The sequence below is a fragment of the Flavonifractor sp. An91 genome, from assembly GCF_002159225.1.
Classification (GTDB): Bacteria; Bacillota; Clostridia; order Oscillospirales; family Oscillospiraceae; genus Flavonifractor; species Flavonifractor avicola.
In genome coordinates this window covers 76,875-95,789 of the sequence record NZ_NFHA01000010.1, presented here as the reverse complement: position 1 = coordinate 95,789, position 18,915 = coordinate 76,875, and the positions used below count along the sequence as shown (strand labels likewise).

Annotated in this window: 16 protein-coding genes and 1 riboswitch; of the genes, 9 read left to right on the top strand and 7 right to left on the bottom strand. The window is 60.9% G+C overall.

Annotation, left to right across the window (positions count from 1 at the left end; all coding sequences use genetic code 11):
* Positions 1-257: 257 nt before the first annotated feature.
* From B5G42_RS08090 to B5G42_RS08075, 4 genes are all read left to right on the top strand, one after another.
* Positions 258-638, top strand: a complete 381-nt coding sequence (locus B5G42_RS08090) for a hypothetical protein (RefSeq protein WP_140399825.1) — start codon at positions 258-260, stop codon at positions 636-638.
* A gap of 26 nt (positions 639-664) precedes the next feature.
* Positions 665-1,117: a hypothetical protein gene (locus B5G42_RS08085; protein ID WP_087268858.1), complete on the top strand. Its 453-nt coding sequence runs from the start codon at positions 665-667 to the stop codon at positions 1,115-1,117.
* A 317-nt stretch (positions 1,118-1,434) separates the two neighbouring features.
* Positions 1,435-4,113, top strand: a complete 2,679-nt coding sequence (gene alaS / locus B5G42_RS08080) for an alanine--tRNA ligase (RefSeq protein ID WP_087268855.1) — start codon at positions 1,435-1,437, stop codon at positions 4,111-4,113.
* Between the two features lie 305 nt (positions 4,114-4,418).
* Positions 4,419-4,598, top strand: coding sequence for a DUF4250 domain-containing protein (locus B5G42_RS08075; protein ID WP_087268852.1), 180 nt, complete (start codon positions 4,419-4,421; stop codon positions 4,596-4,598).
* A 63-nt stretch (positions 4,599-4,661) separates the two neighbouring features.
* Here the strand turns inward: B5G42_RS08075 and B5G42_RS08070 are convergent, their stop codons facing one another.
* Genes B5G42_RS08070 through B5G42_RS08060 form a run of 3 tightly spaced genes read right to left on the bottom strand, consistent with a single transcriptional unit; the run spans position 4,662 to position 6,540 of the window.
* Positions 4,662-5,306: an ABC-2 transporter permease gene (locus tag B5G42_RS08070; RefSeq protein ID WP_087268849.1), complete on the bottom strand. Its 645-nt coding sequence runs from the start codon at positions 5,304-5,306 to the stop codon at positions 4,662-4,664.
* Positions 5,303-6,163, bottom strand: coding sequence for an ABC transporter ATP-binding protein (locus B5G42_RS08065; RefSeq protein WP_087268846.1), 861 nt, complete (start codon positions 6,161-6,163; stop codon positions 5,303-5,305). Before B5G42_RS08065 ends, B5G42_RS08070 begins: the two co-directional genes overlap by 4 nt.
* Positions 6,160-6,540 (bottom strand): GntR family transcriptional regulator, encoded by a 381-nt coding sequence (locus tag B5G42_RS08060; RefSeq protein WP_087188269.1) that lies wholly within the window; start codon positions 6,538-6,540, stop codon positions 6,160-6,162. The genes B5G42_RS08065 and B5G42_RS08060 overlap by 4 nt, the downstream gene beginning before the upstream one ends.
* A gap of 150 nt (positions 6,541-6,690) precedes the next feature.
* On the opposite strand from B5G42_RS08060, the gene B5G42_RS08055 reads away from it, so the two are divergent.
* Entirely contained in the window at positions 6,691-7,761 is a 1,071-nt protein-coding gene (locus tag B5G42_RS08055; protein ID WP_087268842.1) for an alanine racemase, read from the top strand.
* 41 nt (positions 7,762-7,802) lie between these two features.
* On the opposite strand, the gene B5G42_RS08050 is transcribed toward B5G42_RS08055, so the two are convergent.
* On the bottom strand, positions 7,803-8,585 hold the full coding sequence (locus tag B5G42_RS08050; RefSeq protein WP_087268839.1) for a hypothetical protein: 783 nt from the start codon (positions 8,583-8,585) through the stop codon (positions 7,803-7,805).
* A 61-nt stretch (positions 8,586-8,646) separates the two neighbouring features.
* A complete protein-coding gene (locus tag B5G42_RS08045) occupies positions 8,647-8,982 on the bottom strand; it encodes an RNA polymerase sigma factor (protein WP_087268836.1) in 336 nt (111 codons plus the stop codon).
* Positions 8,983-9,168: 186 nt separating this feature from the next.
* On the opposite strand from B5G42_RS08045, the gene B5G42_RS08040 reads away from it, so the two are divergent.
* The gene (locus B5G42_RS08040; protein WP_087268834.1) at positions 9,169-11,514 is read left to right on the top strand and encodes a SpoIIE family protein phosphatase; all 2,346 of its coding nucleotides are present in this window, start codon (positions 9,169-9,171) and stop codon (positions 11,512-11,514) included.
* 58 nt (positions 11,515-11,572) lie between these two features.
* Here the strand turns inward: B5G42_RS08040 and B5G42_RS08035 are convergent, their stop codons facing one another.
* Complete coding sequence (locus B5G42_RS08035) at positions 11,573-12,451, bottom strand: rhomboid family intramembrane serine protease (protein WP_242961170.1); 879 nt, start codon at positions 12,449-12,451, stop codon at positions 11,573-11,575.
* A gap of 112 nt (positions 12,452-12,563) precedes the next feature.
* The gene (locus tag B5G42_RS08030) at positions 12,564-14,882 is read right to left on the bottom strand and encodes a polysaccharide pyruvyl transferase family protein (RefSeq protein ID WP_087268832.1); all 2,319 of its coding nucleotides are present in this window, start codon (positions 14,880-14,882) and stop codon (positions 12,564-12,566) included.
* 265 nt (positions 14,883-15,147) lie between these two features.
* On the opposite strand from B5G42_RS08030, the gene B5G42_RS08025 reads away from it, so the two are divergent.
* The 3 genes from B5G42_RS08025 (at position 15,148) to metK (ending at position 18,796) form a co-directional block, all read left to right on the top strand.
* A complete protein-coding gene (locus B5G42_RS08025; protein WP_087268829.1) occupies positions 15,148-16,101 on the top strand; it encodes a radical SAM protein in 954 nt (317 codons plus the stop codon).
* 4 nt (positions 16,102-16,105) lie between these two features.
* A complete protein-coding gene (locus B5G42_RS08020; RefSeq protein WP_087268826.1) occupies positions 16,106-17,350 on the top strand; it encodes an adenosylhomocysteinase in 1,245 nt (414 codons plus the stop codon).
* A 93-nt stretch (positions 17,351-17,443) separates the two neighbouring features.
* A riboswitch (SAM riboswitch) is annotated at positions 17,444-17,540 on the top strand.
* A 74-nt stretch (positions 17,541-17,614) separates the two neighbouring features.
* A complete protein-coding gene (metK, locus tag B5G42_RS08015; protein WP_087268823.1) occupies positions 17,615-18,796 on the top strand; it encodes a methionine adenosyltransferase in 1,182 nt (393 codons plus the stop codon).
* Positions 18,797-18,915: the final 119 nt, after the last annotated feature.

Here is an 18,915-nt window from a genome sequence, read left to right as displayed (position 1 = left end):
CCGCGGGGGGGGCCTCACGGCACGCCCGGCTTTGTCGTCCCTTCATTTTATTGTTTTTCAATAAATTTATATTGACTTTCAGTTTCCCGCATGGTAGGATGGCCTCGAAAGGAGCGATTCTTATGACTCCGTCACCTGCCTCCCGGTTGGGGGGATTTGCAGCGGGACATTTTGTGATCACTGCCCTCTGCGCTCCCCTGTTGTTCTTAGGGCCCCAACTGTTTGCATCCGTTTCCTCACCGCTTCAGGCACTGTGGATGATGGTCCTCTATCTTCCCGCCGGGTGGATCATGGCTGCCGTCCGCAGCTGGAACCGGCCCACACCGAAAGAGGGCGTAAAGGCTGTTCTTTGGCCCGCCCTGCTTGCCTGGGGCTGGGCCTTTGGAGGGTGGCTTCTGCTTGTCTGCCCCTCCCTTCTCTCCGGCATAGGATTCTGGATGCTGACGAGCACCTACTTTTTGGCGTGCCCCTCCTTTGTGTTCATGCTGGCCACCCTGGGGCAGAATGCAGATCTTACCGCCTGGAGCACCTTCGGCTTCACCTGGTATTTTTCCATGTTTCTGGCCGGTCTGCTGCCGCCGCTGCTCTTTTTTCTGGGGTCTCTGCTGCCCCGCCCTGTCCGCACGGTCCGCAACTGATACGCCCCCTGGAAAAGAGGTCCGCTATGAAAAGAAAATACATTCTATTGACCGTCGCCTGTCTCCTCCTTGTGGCCGGAGCCATCAGTTGGAGGGTTCTCTCCAGCTACACCCTGGCGCTGCGCCTGAACTGGGGGATCTCCATTCCTTTTTGGGCCCGTCCCGTTCCATGCTATGAAAAGGATTCCGGCCCCAGTTTTCTGGGGGACGGTATCCGATACCATATATTCTCCTATCAGTACGAGGATTTCATTGACCAGATGTTCGCCTGGGCCAGCGTGGACCGGGAGACCATCTACTGCGACAGCCTCACCCAGGCCGCCGAAACCTGGCTGGACGAGATTGAGGTCCCGGCTGAGTACCGCCCCGACTATGATGCTTGTTCCAACTGGTATCGCGCCAAGTCGGACAACAGCGAAATCATCTTCTTCTGGGACGCGGAACGGAACCGGCTCTACTGCCTGGAATCCTTTCTCTGACCGCTCGGCGCCGGTTCTCCCCGAAAAGGCGGTTGACAACGGCGAAAAATATGATAGAATAAGGCAGTTGAAGCGCGATGACGAAGCCAAGCAGACCACGCCGCGACCCAGCGAGAGGGGAGAGTGCAAGCCCTCCGCGACACGAGCCTGCACGCCACTTCTGAGCGGCCCGGGAGGACCGGGACGATTCATCCCCGTTACCGGATGCAGTGAGATACACCCGTTGGGTGTAGATCAGGGTGGTACCGTGGAGTGAACATTGCTCCGCCCCTGACATGGGGGCGGGGCTTATTTTTTTGCAGAGGAGATTGAATCATATGCCCAAGAAGTTCGGTCTGAACGAACTGCGCGAGATGTTCCTGTCCTTCTTTGAGACCAAGGGACACCTGCGCCTGCCCAGCTTTTCCCTGATTCCCCAGAACGACGCCTCCCTGCTGCTCATCAACAGCGGCATGGCGCCCATGAAGCCCTTCTTCACCGGCGAGCAGGAGCCCCCCCGCCACCGTGTGACCACCTGCCAGAAGTGCATCCGCACCGGCGACATTGAGAACATCGGCCACACCGCCCGTCACGGCACCTACTTTGAGATGCTGGGCAACTTCTCCTTCGGGGATTACTTCAAGAAGGAAGCCATTCACTGGGCCTGGGAGTTCCTGACCTCCCCCGAGTGGGTGGGCCTGGACCCCAACCGCCTCTACCCCTCCGTATTCGCCGGCAATGAGACCACCCCCGCCGACGACGAGGCCTTCCGCATCTGGAACGAGGAGATCGGCATCCCCGCCGACCGCATCTTTAAGTTCGGCAAGGAGGATAACTTCTGGGAGCACGGCTCCGGTCCCTGCGGCCCCTGCTCCGAGATCTACTACGACCGGGGCGAGCAGTGGGGCTGCGGCAAGCCCGGCTGCACCGTGGGCTGCGACTGCGACCGCTATATTGAGGTGTGGAACGTGGTGTTCTCCCAGTTCGACAACGACGGCGAGAACCACTACACCGAGCTGAAGCAGAAGAACATCGACACCGGCATGGGCCTGGAGCGTCTGGCCTGCGTGTGCCAGGATGTGGCCTCCCTGTTTGACGTGGACACCGTCATGAACATCACCAACAAGGTGAGCGAGATCACCCATGCCCACTACGGCGAGACCGCCGCCAAGGACGTGTCTCTCCGCGTTATCACCGACCACATCCGCTCCGCCACCTTCATGATCTGCGACGGCGTGCTCCCCTCCAACGAGGGCCGGGGCTACGTCCTCCGCCGCCTGCTCCGCCGGGCCGCCCGCCACGGCAAGCTGCTGGGCGTCAACGATCCCTTCCTGTATGAGGTGTGCGATACCGTTATCCACGAGAACGAGGGCCACTACCCCGAGCTGCGGGAGCGGCAGGACTATATCACCAAGGTCATCCGCACCGAGGAGGAGAACTTCGCCCGCACCATCGACGGCGGCCTGAAGATCTTCAACGAGATGCTGGAGGGCCACAAGGCCGGCGGCGAGACCGTGTTCTCCGGCGCTGACGCCTTCAAGCTGTACGACACCTACGGCTTCCCCATCGACCTGACCATCGAGATGGTTGAGGAGCAGGGCATGACCGTGGATCAGGCCGCCTTCCAGAAGCTGATGCAGGAGCAGAAGGAGCGCGCCCGTAAGGCCCGCGAGGCTCTGGGCGATCTGGGCTGGGCCGGAGTGGAATTTGGTAAGGACGTGCCAGAGACCGAATTCATGGGCTACGAAAACACCTCCATCACCGGTGCAAAGGTGGTGGCTTTAGTGGTGGAGAACGAGCAGGCCGAGGAGCTCATGCCCGGCGTGGAGGGCATCGTGGTGCTGGACAAGACCCCCTTCTACGCTGAGATGGGCGGCCAGGTGGCTGACCACGGCGTCATTGCCAAGAGCGGGGAGGACGGCTGTCTGTTCCAGGTCACCGATGTGCAGAAGAACAAGGGCGGCAAGTATATGCACTACGGCAAAGTGACCGAGGGGGTCCTGAAGCTGGGGGACACTGTCTCCGCCCAGATCGACGTGCCCCGGCGGAAGGCCATCATGCGCGCCCACTCTGCCACCCACCTGCTGGACAAGGCCCTGCGCACCGTGCTGGGAGACCACGTGCATCAGGCGGGCTCCCTGGTGGAGCCCGACCGGCTGCGTTTTGACTTCACCCACTTTTCCGCCATGACCGCCGAGGAGCTGGGCCAGGTCAGCGCCGTAGTCAACGAGGCGGTGCTGGAGGGCTATGACATCCACACCGATGTGATGCCCATTGAAGAGGCCAAGAAGCGGGGCGCCATCGCCCTCTTCGGTGAGAAGTACGGCGACACCGTCCGCGTGGTGGACATGGGCGAGGGCTACTCCGTGGAGTTCTGCGGCGGCACCCACCTGGACAACACCGCCAAGGTGGGCGTGTTCCACATCGAGAGCGAGTTCTCCGTGGCCTCCGGCGTCCGCCGTATTGAGGCCACCACCGGCGCTCAGTCCCTGAAGATTATGAACCAGAACCAGCAGAAGCTGTTTGAGGCTGCTGCCGTGCTCAAGGCCAAGCCCAGCGATCTGCGGGAGAAGGCCGAGCAGACCATCAGCGAACTGCGTGAGCTGCGCCACATGGTGGAGGGCTTCAAGGCTAAGGAGGCCATCAATCAGGCTGGCAACTTCCTGATGGGCGCCAAGGACGTGGGCGGCTTGAAGGTGCTCACCGCCACCCTCAACGACGCCGATGCCGACCGTCTGCGTAAGATGGGCGACTTCCTGCGGGATAAGGACTCCAGCGTAGTAGCCGTTCTGTCCAGCGTGAAGGACGGCAAGATCACCTTCCTGTCCGTGTGCGGTAAGGATGCCGTGGCCAAGGGCATCAAGGCCGGCGACCTGGTGAAGCAGGTGTGCTGCTGCTGCGGCGGCAAGGGCGGCGGCAAGCCCGACAGCGCCATGGGCGGCGGCTCCGACGTCCTCAAGCTGGACGACGCTCTCGCCAAAGTGGACAACTTTGTGGCCGAGAAGCTGGGGCTGTAAGCCGCCCAGCGCTTAGGGTGCAGACGACGCCCTTCCAAGCGTTTTGATCCGGCATCGCCGGACCAAAACCTTGATGCCGGGGCAATTCACTTGCCCCGCGCAGATCAAATAAACGGGGTCCCCATGAAATGATCTCATTTTATGGGGCTCGGCGGCAAGCCCGACAGCGCCATGGGCGGCGGCTCCGACGTCCTCAAGCTGGACGACGCTTTGGCTAAGGTGGACGACTTTTTGGCCGAGAAGCTGGGGCTGTAAATCATCCCCACTTTGAAGTATTTTAGACACAGAAAGTAGGCACATTTTTCATGTTTCCCCAAGATCCCATGATTCTGCTCAGTTATGTCAACACCAAACTGCGGGATTTCTATCCCTCCCTGGACGCCCTGTGCGACGACCTCCAGGCAGATAAGGACGAGATCTCTCAAAAGCTGGCCGTGCTGGATTGCCAGTACGATCCGGACCGGAACCAGTTTGTACGGATGTAATCTGCACAGAATCAATTTGGGCCCGCTGCATAGCGCAGAGGGCCCATTTTTCTGTTCTGGTATTCAAAATTCCTTTTTGGCGTAGATCCCCTGTGCGATAAAATAGGAGATCAGGTAGCCGCCAATAGCCAGCAATCCCAAGAGGACGGGCAGGGCGGTCAGCAGCCACGCCGGAGGCGTGGGCAGAGTGATCTGGTTCTTGGCCAGTCCCCCAAGCAGCACAGCGCCGCCAAAAATCACTACAAAGGTGATCATGCTGATCACTCTGGCCTTCTCCGCCCCATACTTGAGCAGGAAGGGCAGAATGATGGCGTCCAACACCAGCGTAAGCACGCCGCAGGACAGGGCAATGAGTACCAGATCATCCAGCGTTGTCTCGGTCAGTCCGGCCAAGGAAAGGCACACCATCAGGCCCGCCGCCACCGCCACACTTACCACGATTACCAACAGGGTGAACACATATTTCCCGGCCACCACCCCCCGCCGTCCGGCGGGGGTGGCCACCGCGTACCGGTCCCAATGGGCGGAGTCGTCCAGTGCCACCGAGGACACGGGAATGGTGAGACCGAATACGGCTACCAGAGCCCCCAAGATGGAGAAATCAAACACCCCGGTCACGCAGAAGCCTCCGTACACGACGAGAAAGAGCAGCAGCGTAGAGAGCTGCTTGCGCAAAGCCACAATATCCTTATAGATCAGCCCGGTCATTGGGCATCCCCCTTTCCGGTAAAGACCATGATATCCTCCAGGGTAGCGGGGTCCACCGTCAGGCCCGGATAGCGGCGGGCAAAGGCGTGCCGGTCCTTTACCAGGGCCTCACACCCGAACTGTCCCACCCGGCTGCCCGCCAGCAGGGACCGGTCCACCCGCTCCAGATCGGCGCGGCTGCACACCAGCTTGCCGTAGGAGTCCAGCAGTTCGTCCTTGGCGCCGGACAGAACCACCCGCCCCTTGTGGAGATAGGTTACATAGTCCGCGGCCTTCTCCAAGTCGCTGGTGATATGGCTGGAAATAAGGATAGAATGCTCCTCGTCCTGAATAAAGTTGAGAAATTCATCCAGGATCTCATCCCGCACCACCGGGTCCAGGCCGGAGGTGGCCTCGTCCAGAATAAGCAGCCTGGGCCTGGCTGCAAAGGCAGCCGCAATAGCCAATTTCATTTTCATGCCCCGGGAAAAGGTTTTCACTGTCTTTTTCTCCGGCAGCTCAAATTTCCGCAGATAGCCCCCGTAGCACCTTCCATCCCAGTTGGGATAGAGTTTGGACAGGATCTTGCCAACCTGGACCGGGTTGAGGGTATCGTGGAAGAGGGACTCGTCCAGTACCACCCCCACCTGACTCTTTACTGCCCGCTCGTCACGGATGGCATCCAGCCCAAAGACGGAGATCTCCCCGCCGTCCCGGTGGATCAGGTTCAGAATACATTTGATGGTGGTGGACTTCCCTGCCCCGTTCTCCCCGATCAGACCCATAATGGTGCCGCCGGGCACAGTGAAGGACACGTCGTCCAGCTTAAAGGAGCCGTAATCCTTAGTGAGATGGCATACTTCCAATGCATTGCTCATACTGTTTCCTCTCCATACAGAAGGCTGAGGGTCTCGGTCAGCTCCGCCAGGGTGACGCCGCCGGTCTTGGCGATGTCCACCGCCTGGGAGAGATGCTCCTCCGCCCGGCGGAGGGTCTCCTCATGGACCAGCTCCAGGTTTCGTGGGGCTACAAAGCACCCCTTCCCCGGCACGGTGGTGATGAAACCGTCCCGCTCCAGCTCTTCATAGGCTCGTTTGGTGGTGATGACAGAAATACGCAGTTCCTTGGCCAGCAGCCGCATGGAGGGAAGGGCCTCCCCCTCGGCCAGCTCTCCCCGGAGGATGAGGCCCTTCATCTGCCGGGTGATCTGGTCGTAAATGGGCACGCCGCCGGAGTTGCTGATGATGATATCCATGGTGCACCTCGTTGTCATACTGTATATACTTGACATATACAGTAATAACATATAGATACACAGTTGTCAAGGGGCAGGAAACATTTTCTTGCCATCTGGCTACAGACCCGGTATGATGGTGGCAAAGGATCCATAAAGGAGGAACGTGTCATGTATGCGCCTATCCTGGAGATCAACACCAACAAAGTGACCGAAAACGCCAAAAAGCTCCATGATTTCTGTGCATCCAAGGGGGTGGAGCTGGTCTTTGCCACCAAAGGCTTCTCGGCCCGGCCGGAGGTGATCCGGGCGGCCATAGCAGGGGGCATCACCTCCTTTGCCGACAGCCGGATGAAGAACATCATGGCCGCCAAAAAGGCCATCCCTGACCTCAACTACCTCCTCATCCGTATCCCCGCTATCCTGGAGGCCGAGGAGGTGGTCCGCTGGACAGACTGGAGCCTCCAGAGCCAGATCGAGGTGATCCGGGCGGTGTCGGAGGCCGCCCTCCGGCAGGGCAAGGTCCACCCCATCATCCTGATGATTGACGTGGGAGATCTGCGGGAGGGGGTGTTCGGCCGGGAGCAGCTGGACGAGATCGTACCCCAGATTCTGGACTGCCCCGGTGTGAAATTAGTGGGGTTAGGCACCAACGTGGGGTGCTACGGCAGTGTGCTGCCCTCGGTGGACAACACCGCCATTCTGGTGGAGCTGCGGGACTACCTCAACAGCACCTACGGCTGCTCCATCTCGGTGCTGTCGGCAGGAGGCACCTGCGCCCTCAAGCTGCTGGAGGACGGCGTTATGCCCGCCGGGATCAATCAGCTGCGGGTGGGTGAAGCGGTACTTTTCGGCGAGGACACCACCGGCAACCGGTTCCTGGACGGCTATCATCAGGATGCCTTCCTGTTCAAGGCCCAGGTGGTAGAGCTGCGGCGCAAGCCTTCGGTACCCATCGGTGAGCTGGGCCGGGATGGCAAGGGGGACACCCCAGAGTATCCTGACCGTGGTGTGCGCCTGCGGGCCATCTGCGCCGCCGGAAAACAGGACGTGGCCTGGGCCGCCCTCACCCCCACCCTGCCGGGGGCGGAGATGATCGGAGCCAGTTCCGACCATTTGATCGTGGACGTGGAGGACTGCGGCGGCCAGGTGCAGGTGGGCGACTGGCTGGAATTCCGGTGCGGCTATATGGCAGTGCTGGACGCCACCACCTCCGCCTATGTAGATATTGTGGTGAAGTAAATAAAAAAGGTCCCGGGCCGCTGGTCCGGGACCTTTTTTGCCTATTGCGTTGTGTCCGGCAGGAAAATGGAGCAGTCCCCGAACTGGATGTGGTCGATCCGCTCCAGCGGGATGGGGATATCAAAGGCCGAGACGCCGTAGAAGTAATCTCGTCCTCCTGGTCCATCCGGACCTGGATCGCCATATCCGTTTGCCCCGTTGATGGTAACGGTGGAACCATCCTTGCAGACAAGCACCAATTCATAGTGGACAAAGGATCCCGCGTCCGGAGGATAGGAGAGGGTGAAGCTGACCGACAGCGGGGAGAGGGTTAGCGATTCCAGCGTGACCATCGCCTGAGTCTCTGTGTCCAGGCGGACAGCCCCGGCGGGGTCTACCTCCAGAATCTTGCTCCGGTAGAGATGATCCAGTGCAAAACTCCACGTTCCCTCCAGAATCATAGGCTTCTCTCCAGAGGTACCCTCCCTAGGGATAAGCGCCAGATCGGTGAGATACAGAGTCTTGGATACGCCGTCGTTCCAGTTTACACCGCCCGGCCAGCCATAGAGGATAAAGACCAGCTCCACCACATTGTCCCCAGGGGTGCTGTCAGGCAGGAACCGCGCTTTCTGCACTCCCCAGTCCAGTCTTTCGCCGGTGGCGGTGTCCCGCAGGTCCACATCCAGGAACACATGATCCTCCTGAGTACCCATATCGGGCAGGACCGTGCCCTCCGGTGCCTCCACCCGCAGGCGGAGGTAACAGTTGTACGCATCGGCCACCGAGGCCAGCGGGATAATGGTAATGCCGTTGCTGGTGGAGGGGGCCAGATCGGTGGTACCCATCTCGTCCAGCAGGGCCTTCTGCCCCTCGTCCAGGGGGGCGCTTTCAAGGGTAAAAAAAGAATCAAAGAGATCGCCGGGGCCCCAGATCGCCGGAGGGCTCCAGGTCCAGAAGATCCTCCTCCAGAGGCAGCTCCTTCCCCAGTTCCCGCAGGCGGTTTTTGGCTCTGTTGCGGACAATCGCACTGAGATAGCCCCGCACCCGACCGGGCACCAGCTTGTGGGCGTTATTCCACAGGGCCAGAAAGGAATCGGACACTATCTCCTCCACATCCCGGGGGGCGTCCCGCAGAATGGAGGAGGCCACCCCGCAGGCAAAGGCCATGTCCCGGTCCATCAAAGCCTCCAGAGCAGCAGGGTCACCCCGCTTCATCCGCCGGATCAGCTCTCCTTCCTCCATCCGCTCACCTCCACACTTGAAAGCGCTTTCACCTATCTTAACACAAAAAACGAGCATCTGGTTTCAACCAACACAGACCAAACCCAAAACCGCGCCGTGTTCCGACCATATTTTTCCAGTTTATGGGTTACACTGTCTCTGATACCGGAAGGGCAAATACGCCCCAAAGCAAAGGAGACAGGGACCATGGCAACAAAAGAGAAGCTGAAAACCAAGGCGGCGCGGCTGCGGGAGGAGGCCCGGGAGACGGGAAAGGTGGTATTCCGTGCCCCGGCGCTGGTGCGCTTTGCCGAATGCGTCATCCGCTTTTTGCTGGGGGCCCTGCTGGCGGGGGCGGAAATCTTCGGGGGGTACGCCCCCTTTGGACTGGGACTGGTGGGAGCCTCCGGCTCCGGGCTGGACGGCTTCTGCGCCCTGCTGGGGGCCTGCTTCGGCTACCTGACCATGGAGGGCTTTGTGGAGGGCCTGCGGTACGCGGCGGCCTGTGTGCTGGTCTTTTCGGTGGCCTTCGCCTTCTTTGACGTAGGGGCCTACCGGAAGAGCTGGTTTATGCCGCTGGCCGCCGCCGCCATCGACGGGGTTACCGGCTTTATCTACCTGTCCGACCAGGGCTGGACGCCGGAAAGCTTGATCTTCTTCGGCACTGAACTGCTGTTGTGCGGGGCGTCGGTATACTTCTACCGCATTGCCTTCACCCCCTGGACCGAAAAGCGGGAGGAGGAGGGGCTGACCGCCCGGCAGACCATCAGCCTGCTGCTGCTGTTGGGCACCCTGCTGCTCACCTTGTCCAAGCTGACCCTGCTGGGGGATCTGTCGGTAGGCCGCTTTGCTGCCGCGGTGGCAGTGATGGCGGTGGCCTACAAGGGAGGCGTCAGCATCGGAGCCACCGTCGGCGTGGCGGTTGGTCTGGGTATGGACCTGTCCACCGGCGGGATGCCCTTTTACGCCATGGCCTACGCCCTGTCCGGGGTGATGACCGGTGTGTTCCACCGCCAGGGCAAACTGGCCGCCACCCTGGCCTATGTGCTGTCCAACGCTCTGGCGGTACTGTGGACCTGGAAGGACGGGCTACACATTCCTCTGCTCTACGAGGTGTTTGCCGCCTCGGTGGTCTTTCTCCTGCTGCCGGACAAGCTGCTGCGGCAGGTGGGCGCCCTGGTGGCCCGGGAGCCCAAGCACGGCACTCAGGAGCGAGCCATGGCCTATGTAAAGGGCCGGATGGAGGACACCGCCGCCGCCTTCAAGAGTCTGTACGAATCCATGCGGGGTACCCTCCACACCGGACGCCCCAACGATAACGACACTGCCGCTATCTTTGACCGGGCGGCGGACCGGGTGTGCAAGCGCTGCCCGCTCCAGACCTCCTGCTGGCAGCGGGATTATGTGTCCACCTACAACGCCCTCAACGACGCCCTGCCCGCCATGCTGGAGCGGGGCCGGGGCGAGGGGGGCGACTTCCCCGCTTATTTCTCCAACCGCTGCATGAAGTTTGCCGACTTCCTCACTTCCGTCAACGAGGAGCTGGCAGGACTGCTCTACCGGCGGCAGTACCAGAGCCGTCTGCGGGAGAATCGGGCGGCGGTCTGCCGGCAGTACGGCGAGCTGGCTGAGGTGCTGGGCACGGCGGCGGCGGAGCTGAGCGCCGAGCTGATCCCCGACCCGGTGCGGGAAAAGCGGCTGCGGCAGTATCTCACCGCCCAGGGGGTGGAGTGCGAGCTGGCCGTGTATTACGACGAAGCGGGCCACTTACGGGTAGAGCTGGAGGGGGCCGGTCTCTCTCCCCTGCGGCAGAGCAGCCAGGTGGACAAGCTGGCCAAGCTGATGAACTTCCCCCTCCGGCTGGTGGAGGAGGGCCGCCGGGACAGGCTGGTGCTGGTGCAAAGCGAGCCGCTGATGGCGGTGGCCGGGGTGGCCGCCCGAAAGAAGGACGGGCAAACCGTGTCGGGTGATACGGGGGCCTGGTTTAAACACGACGACGGCGCCCTCTATGTGCTGCTGTGTGACGGCATGGGCTCCGGCCGTCTGGCCCAGCGGGAGAGCACCCTGGCGGTGCGTCTGCTGGAACAGTTTCTCCGGGCGGGTGTACGGCCGGAAAACGCCCTGAGGACCCTCAGCTCCGCCCTGGCCCTCCGGGGTGAGGAGGAGATTGGCTTCACCACCATCGACCTGTTACGGGTGGACCTTTTCACAGGTGAGGGGGACATCTACAAATACGGCGCGGCTCCCAGCTATGTGAAAAAGGGAACCTCTGTCAGCCGGGTCACCGGCTGCGCCCTCCCCGCCGGACTGGCAGGAGGGGAAGGGGGTGCCCCCGACGTGACTCATCTGAAGCTGGAGGCGGGAGACTGTGTGCTGCTCATCACCGACGGAGTTACCGGAGGACAGCCCGACCAGTGGGTGCGGGACAAGCTGGCCGCCTTTGACGGCCAGAGCCCTCGGGAGCTGGCCCAGGAGCTTATTGACGAGAGCGATCAGCAGGCCGGCGCGGCGGACGACCGCACCGCTCTGGTGCTCCGGCTCAGCAAGCGGTAAAACGGCATGAAAAAGGGCTCCCATCGGAACATTCCGATGGGAGCCCTTTGCGTATCTTTTATTCGATATGAACGTGGTTGTGGATATGCTCTGAGCAGTAGCAGTAGTAGCCGTTGCACTTGGAGCAGTACCGGAACTCCTCGTCGGGGTAGTCGGTGTCGGTCTTGCCGCAGACGGCGCACTTGTGGATATAACCCTTGGTTTGCTGGGCGTGCTTGGTAGCCTGCTTGAAGTTGACGGTCTGGCGGGAGTGGCGGTGGGCCGTCTGCCGCTTTACCCGGCCCAGGCTGGCCATCAGGTCATCCCAGAAGAAGATCAGGTAGTTGAGGATCGCCACGACGGGAGCCACGATGCCCGCCAGTGCAAACATCCCGACCGTGGGGAGCTGCACCAGGTTGTAAATGATGTCGTAGGCAAAGAGAGCGGCGTCCAGCCAGGCCAGCCATTTGACCTTTACCGGAATCACGAAGAAAAGCAGTACCTGCATTTCCCCGTACAGGGTGGCAAAGGAGAAGAACATGGACAGGTTGACGTAGTGCATAGTGGCGGTCTCCACGGGCAGAGGGATAAACAGATAGACCAGGAAGCCCGCAATGATATTAAGCACCACCCCAAGCAGGTAGAACACCGTAAACTTGGTCACGCCCCACTGCCGCTCCAGGATGGAGCCGATCCAGTAGTAGAAATACAGGGAGATGGCCAGGAAAAAGAGATTACTGGTCGTAGGCACAAAGATAAAGGTGAGCAACCGCCAGATCTCGCCTTTGTGGATGATATAGTAGGGCGCAAAGCACAGGGCGGACGACAGGGAAAAGCCCTGACTGAACTGATCCAGCAGCCACACCAGAACATTGCCGATGACCACCACCAGCATCAGGTTGGGGATACCGAACCGGGGATGCTTATAGCAGAACCGGTCCAGCCAGCGTTGTATCACACTCAAAAATCATTACCTCCCGAGGGGCGGCTCCACCGCCCCGCTTCCATGTGTGCCCAGTGTATCAGGGCATGGGAGAAAATTCCCAAACAATTTGTAAACTTTCCATCCGTTATTTCAGGATCTTGCGGATCTTCTCTTTCATCTTGGGGGTGAGCACCTTGGCCGCCGCCCGGTAAGGCAGCGGAGGCGGGGTCAGGTATTTCTGCTCCACCTGGTCAAAGGGCATGGCGGCAAAGGCAGCGAAGAAGGCCCCACGCTTGGCGTTGTGGGTCAGAGGATAGGCCAGCCGGGGATTGCCCGCCACAGCCTCGGCCAGAGGCCGCTCCACCTGGCCCAGCTTGTCCTCCAGAGCGTCAAAAACCTTCTGTCCCTTGGCGCTGTTGACCAGAACCAGAGAAACACCCTTCTCCCGGTCAGTGGGCAGCTTCAGCTTGGGGTCAAGGCCCCAGAAGTCACCCAGAGTCAGGTCCGCCGGACGGCTGACGCTGGTATACCGGCACTTGGCACACACCGGACGCAGGAAGAGCTGCATCCCGAAGCCCCGGCCGAAGGTGGTACGGTGGAGGGGGGTCGTGGTGCTGCCTCCGTCGGCAAAGCGGACCGTCATATGGGAGTGGGACCAGCCGTGGGCCTTGTCCCGGAACCGCAGCCCGGTGACCGGCGCGCCGTGCTCCATCCCCAGCTTTTTCAGATAGGCCTGGAACACCGCCGGAGAGGGTACGCCGTTACACACCAGATCGCAGGTGAGCAAGTTGTCGTAATCCCGGCCCAGGTAATGCTTCAGGCCGTCTACCTGGCAGGCAAGGCCGGTAAAGAGCACCGGCTTACCCGCCTCCAGCTGCTCTTTCACCTGATGGAAGGTTTCCCCAAGATCGCTCTGAACATACTTGGAGCCCCGCATGGCGGCCACTTCCTCCATGGAGGCGGCACAGGTATGGCGCACCGCCATGTAGCCGTCAAAGGCAGCGCCGTACACCACGCCTCCCTGGTCCAGCACATGGCCGGCCAGCAGAGAGAACACGCCGCCGGAGGAGCTGCCCGAGCGCACCTCGTCATTTTTGTTCCACACCCCGTGGGCGCAGTTGGGATCGGGGCCCTTTACCGGCTCAGTCAGGGCGGGGCAGGCGCTTTCACACTTGCGGCAGAGGATGCACTTCTCCCCCACCACAGGCCGCAGGAAGCCCTCATGGTCGGGTTTCATCTCAATGGCCCCAACCGGGCAGACAGCGGCACAGGCGGTGCAGCCGGTGCAGTCCTCCGCCTTGCACAGGTTGGGCTTAGCCTGCTCCTGGGCCGTGCCCATTTCCTCCGGAAGAGCGGTGCCCTCCACCGCCGCTTTCAGATAGGCCAGGGAGTCCGCCCGGGCGGCCTCCAGCTTTTCATAAACCTGGTCATAGTCCATCTTGGCGTCGATGGGCGCAGTGGTATCCAGACCGATGATGCGGTCGGCGCACCCCAGCCGGGAGAGCAGGCTGTAGATCCGGGAGAAGGTGGGCTCCCGCCGCTCCTTAGGGGACATGGAGGTGAAGAAATCCTTCTTGAACTGGAGGGAGAAGGCCGCCCCGTGGAAGGAGTTGGTCACCACTGCGGCGGCGTGCTGGAACAGGCCCAGGAACTCCCGGGGGCCGGCGTCAAAGACAATCTCCTTGGCACCGTCGATCTTCCGGCGGGCTCCCGCCAGCTGGACGATGGGCCATCCCGTCTGTCTGGACAGCGCCTGGGCATAGGGAGCCGCCTCTCCGGGATCGGAGACAAAGTAACACAGGATGTAAGGTCCCTGGTGTCTGGGAGCCGCGGCCAGCTTGCCCCAGTCCTCGCCGTTCAGCAGCAGGGTGGGGTCCAGCACTACCCGGGCCTCCCGGCCGGCTGCCTGACGCACCAGCACCTGGCCCCGCTTCTCACGGACCGACAGGGTGGAGAAGGGTGCCAGAAAGCGCTTCAGCTCCGCTGCCTTGTCCTCCGGCAGCTGGGGCACGCCCAGACTGGGGGCATAGGCAATGCGGCGGCCCTCCTGCACAAAGTCCAGCAGGAAGGCGGGGTCAAACTGCTTGGTCTGGAAAATGTAAGGATTCCAGATCTGATCGCTGCCCGACACATAAACATCATAGGCCGGAGGCGCGTCCTGAAGTTGTCTGAAATCGGTATACCGCTGGGGAGACAGCTCCATCTCCTCCGCCACAAAGGCCTCAAAGCGCTGGAACCGGCGCTGGAAGGCGGCGTAATGGAGGGCGGTGTGGGCGTCTGACGCCATATCCCGCACGGAGGTACTCTTCTTGAACAGCTGATTGGTGCGGGTGGTATGGGGCAGGCGGTAATCAATGATCTGGCACTCATGCCCCAGGCGCTGAATGGCCTTCATGGTGGCCAGGGCCTGGAGCTGAGCGCCGTAGTGGTGGGCAAAATGGAACGTGATGAGACCGGTGCGCATAGGCTCACTCCTCGTTTGCAGGCTGTACATGGTGATTCGATTTAGTATACCACAAGCGGCTGCAATTGTATATCGAAAGAATGGAAATCCCGTTTCAATAGACACTCCGGTGGTTCTGTCTGAAATATTTACAGCCCGCCGGTTTTGTCTATGGTATTGCGAAAAATGTGGCTGTATGATATGGTTATATTATTATGGATTGGTTTGTCCTCTTTTGCAGTGACATACCTCCGTGCACTACAGGGCGAAAGGAGGGTATACATCTATGAGCATACCGGCCCGGCTTAAGGCTTTTGGTATCTCCAAGGCCCTGGATTATCTGGATCGGGACCCGGACGCCAACCTCCCCAGGCTGATGGAGTGGCTGGACAGATACGCGGGGGTACATCTCTCTCCCCCTTACCAGTCGCTGTTCCACCAGGCAATGACCGATCCGGACAACAACTGGCATCAGTTGATCCGCAGTATGTATACCGATATTGACAGCAGTATTCTGAAAAAGATCTTTGAGAACTTTATCATTCACGGGGGCCTGCTGGAGTGGCCCGGCAAAAAGGAAGCCGGCGCTCTGGGACAGGACGAGGCCCCCTGGTCCGTTATCATCGACCCGTCCTTCCCCTGCGCCATGAACTGTGCCGGCTGCGGCGCATCCATCTTCGGCGTACGGCCCTCCATGGAGTTTGACAGTTTGGATGAGGAGCTGGAGGCCCGTAAGGCCAGAGGCTGTCATCTGTTTATTTTCAACGGCGGCAATCCCCTGGCCCGTCAGGAGGAGATCATCGCCCTTTGCAACAAACACACCGATTGTGTCTTCGCGGTCTTTACGCCGCCCAGTTCCATCACCCCCTCCCTGTGCGAGGATCTGCTGCGGGTACGCAACCTCTTCCCTGCCATTCAGGTGGATGTGGATCCTCTGGACGCCGAGCGTGCCTCCGTACTGCTGCGGACGCACAGGCTCCCCTTTGGCGTGGCCTGCCGCTGTACGGCGGAAAATGCGGATCGGGTAGCCACTGAGGAGTACTACGATCGGATCATCGGCAGCGGAGCCAAGTTCTGCTGGTTCTTTACCTGCCCCGCTTACGGCGGGCCAACCTCACCCACCCAGGCGCAGCTGCTGGACCTGCACCAGCGGGTCCAGGCCTTCCGCAAAACCAAGCCCCTGCTCACCCTTGATTTCTGGGACGGGCCCAGCCCCTCAGCGACCCCCCAAGGAGGTTAATGACATGAGTATTGTAAAAGATCCTTCCCTGGCCCCCTCTGGACGCCGCAAAATCAACTGGGTGCGGGACTTTATGCCCGCTCTGGGCGGCATCGAAGCCCGTTTTGAAAAGGAGAAGCCCTTTGCCGGTCTGCGGGTGGCCGTATCCGTCCATCTGGAGGCCAAAACCGCCAATCTGGGCTATGTGCTGGCCAAGGGCGGCGCTCAGGTACATCTGACCGGCTCCAACCCCCTGTCCACTCAGGACGACGTAGCCGCCGGTCTGGCCGATATGGGCGTAGAGACCTTCGGCATCCACGGCGCTATGGGCGAGGACTATGAGAATCTGCTCATTGAGACCCTGAAGTTCAAGCCTCATCTCATCATCGATGACGGCGGCGATCTGGTGGATCTGCTGGGCGGCAAGTGCGCCGATCTGGGCGAAAACCTCATCGGCGGCTGCGAAGAGACCACCACCGGCATCCTGCGCCTCAAGGCCCGGGAGCGGGAGGGCATCCTGCCCTGCCCCATGATGGCGGTCAACGACGCCAAGGCCAAGCACTACTATGACAACAAGTACGGCACCGGTCAGTCCGTGTGGGACGCCATTATGCACACCTCCAACCTGGTGGTGGCCGGCAAGACCGTGGTGGTGGCCGGCTACGGCTGGTGCGGCAAGGGCGTGGCCATGCGTGCCAGCGGCATGGGCGCCAACGTCATTGTCACCGAGGTGGACCCCTTCAAGGCTCTGGACGCCACCATGAACGGCTTTAGGGTCATGCCCATGGACGAGGCCGCCAAGTACGGCGACGTCTTTGTCACCGTCACCGGCTGCAAGGATGTCATCACCCCCCGGCACTTCGCCGTCATGAAGCACAACGCCATCCTCACCAACGCCGGTCACTTCGACTGCGAGGTGGATGTGAAGGGACTGGCCGAAATGGCTGTCAAGCGTGAACTCCGCCGGGATAACATTGAGGGCTTCACCCTGCCCGACGGCCGGGTGCTCAACGTCATCGGCGAGGGCCGCCTGGTCAACCTGGCTGCCGGCAACGGCCACCCCGCCGAGATCATGGATATGTCCTTCTCCGTCCAGGCTCTGGCTCTGGAGTGGCTGCTCAAGCACCGGGACACCCTGGAGAAGAAGCTCTACCAGGTGCCCGCTGAGATCGACGACGAGATCGGCCGGGTCAAGCTGGCCGCCATGGGCTTTGCCATCGACAAGCTCACCCCGGAGCAGGTGGACTACCTCAACGGCTGGAAGGCCTGAGGAAGCAAGTTCTTCTAACTCTATACAAAGCCCGGTTTTTGTCTATTGAAAAAGTGGGAAAAAGTCGATAAAATACCCACAGTCAATTGAATAGCCTTATCGAGAGTGGTGGAGGGAACGGCCCGATGAAGCCCGGCAACCTGCTTTGCTGCAAGGTGCCAAATCCGGCGAGGAAATCGAAAGATGAGGATGGAAGAGCCCAATGCGCTCCGCCGTCCGGCGGAGCGCGTTTTTGCTCCAGCTTAGAAAGGAAGGTAATTACCAATGGCAAACCGTCTGTTTACCTCGGAGTCCGTTACCGAGGGTCACCCCGACAAAGTGTGCGACCAGATCTCCGACGCCGTCCTGGACGACATCCTGGCCGCCGACCCCACCGCCCATGTGGCCTGTGAGACCTTCACCACCACCGGCATCGTCACCGTAATGGGCGAGATCACCACCAGCCACTACACCGACATTCCCTCCATTGTCCGCCGCACCGTGCAGCGCATCGGCTACACCGATCCCGCCTACGGCTTTGACTATCGCTCCTGCGCCGTTATGACCGCCATTGACGAGCAGTCCCCCGACATCGCCATGGGCGTCAACCAGTCCTTTGAGCACCAGGAGGGCGGCACCGACGAGGCCGACCTTATCGGCGCCGGTGACCAGGGCATGATGTTCGGTTATGCCTGCGACGAGACCCCCGAGCTGATGCCCGCCCCCATCTCCATGGCCCACAAGCTGTCCCGCCAGCTCACCGACGTGCGCAAGGCCGGCAAGCTGAAGTGGCTCCGCCCCGACGGCAAGAGCCAGGTCACCGTGGAGTACGACGACAACGGCAAGGTGCTCTCCTGCCCCGCCATCGTGGTGTCCACCCAGCACGACCCCGATATCGCTCTGAAGGACCTGCGTGAGGCCGTGGTGGAGGAGATCATCAAGCCCATCATCCCCGCCCAGTACATCACCAAGGATACCAAGTTCTACGTCAACCCCACCGGCCGCTTCGTGGTGGGCGGCCCTGTGGGCGACACCGGCCTCACCGGCCGTAAGATCATCGTGGACACCTACGGCGGTTCCGCTGCCCACGGCGGCGGCTGCTTCTCCGGCAAGGACCCCACCAAGGTGGACCGCTCCGCTGCCTACATGGCCCGCTACATCGCCAAGAACCTGGTGGCTGCTGGCCTGTGCCGCAAGTGCCAGATCGAGCTGGCCTACGCCATCGGCGTGGCTCACCCCGTCAGCGTGCTGGTGGACACCTACGGCACCGGCGTCCTCTCCGAGGAGAAGCTGTCCGCTATCGTCAACGAGTGCTTTGATATGCGTCCGGCCAAGATCATCGAGAAGCTGGACCTGCGCCGTCCCATCTACGAGCAGACTGCCGCTTACGGTCACTTCGGCCGTACCGATATCGATCTGCCCTGGGAGCACACCGACATGGTGGAGAAGCTGAAGAGCTATCTGTAAGCTTTCTAAAAAGACCTGCCGTCCGCATTTTGCGGATGGCAGGTCTTTTTATTTTTTGCGCTCTGATTTCCAGCACTTGTCCCATTTTCCAGCTTATGAGATAATACATAAATAAAGCT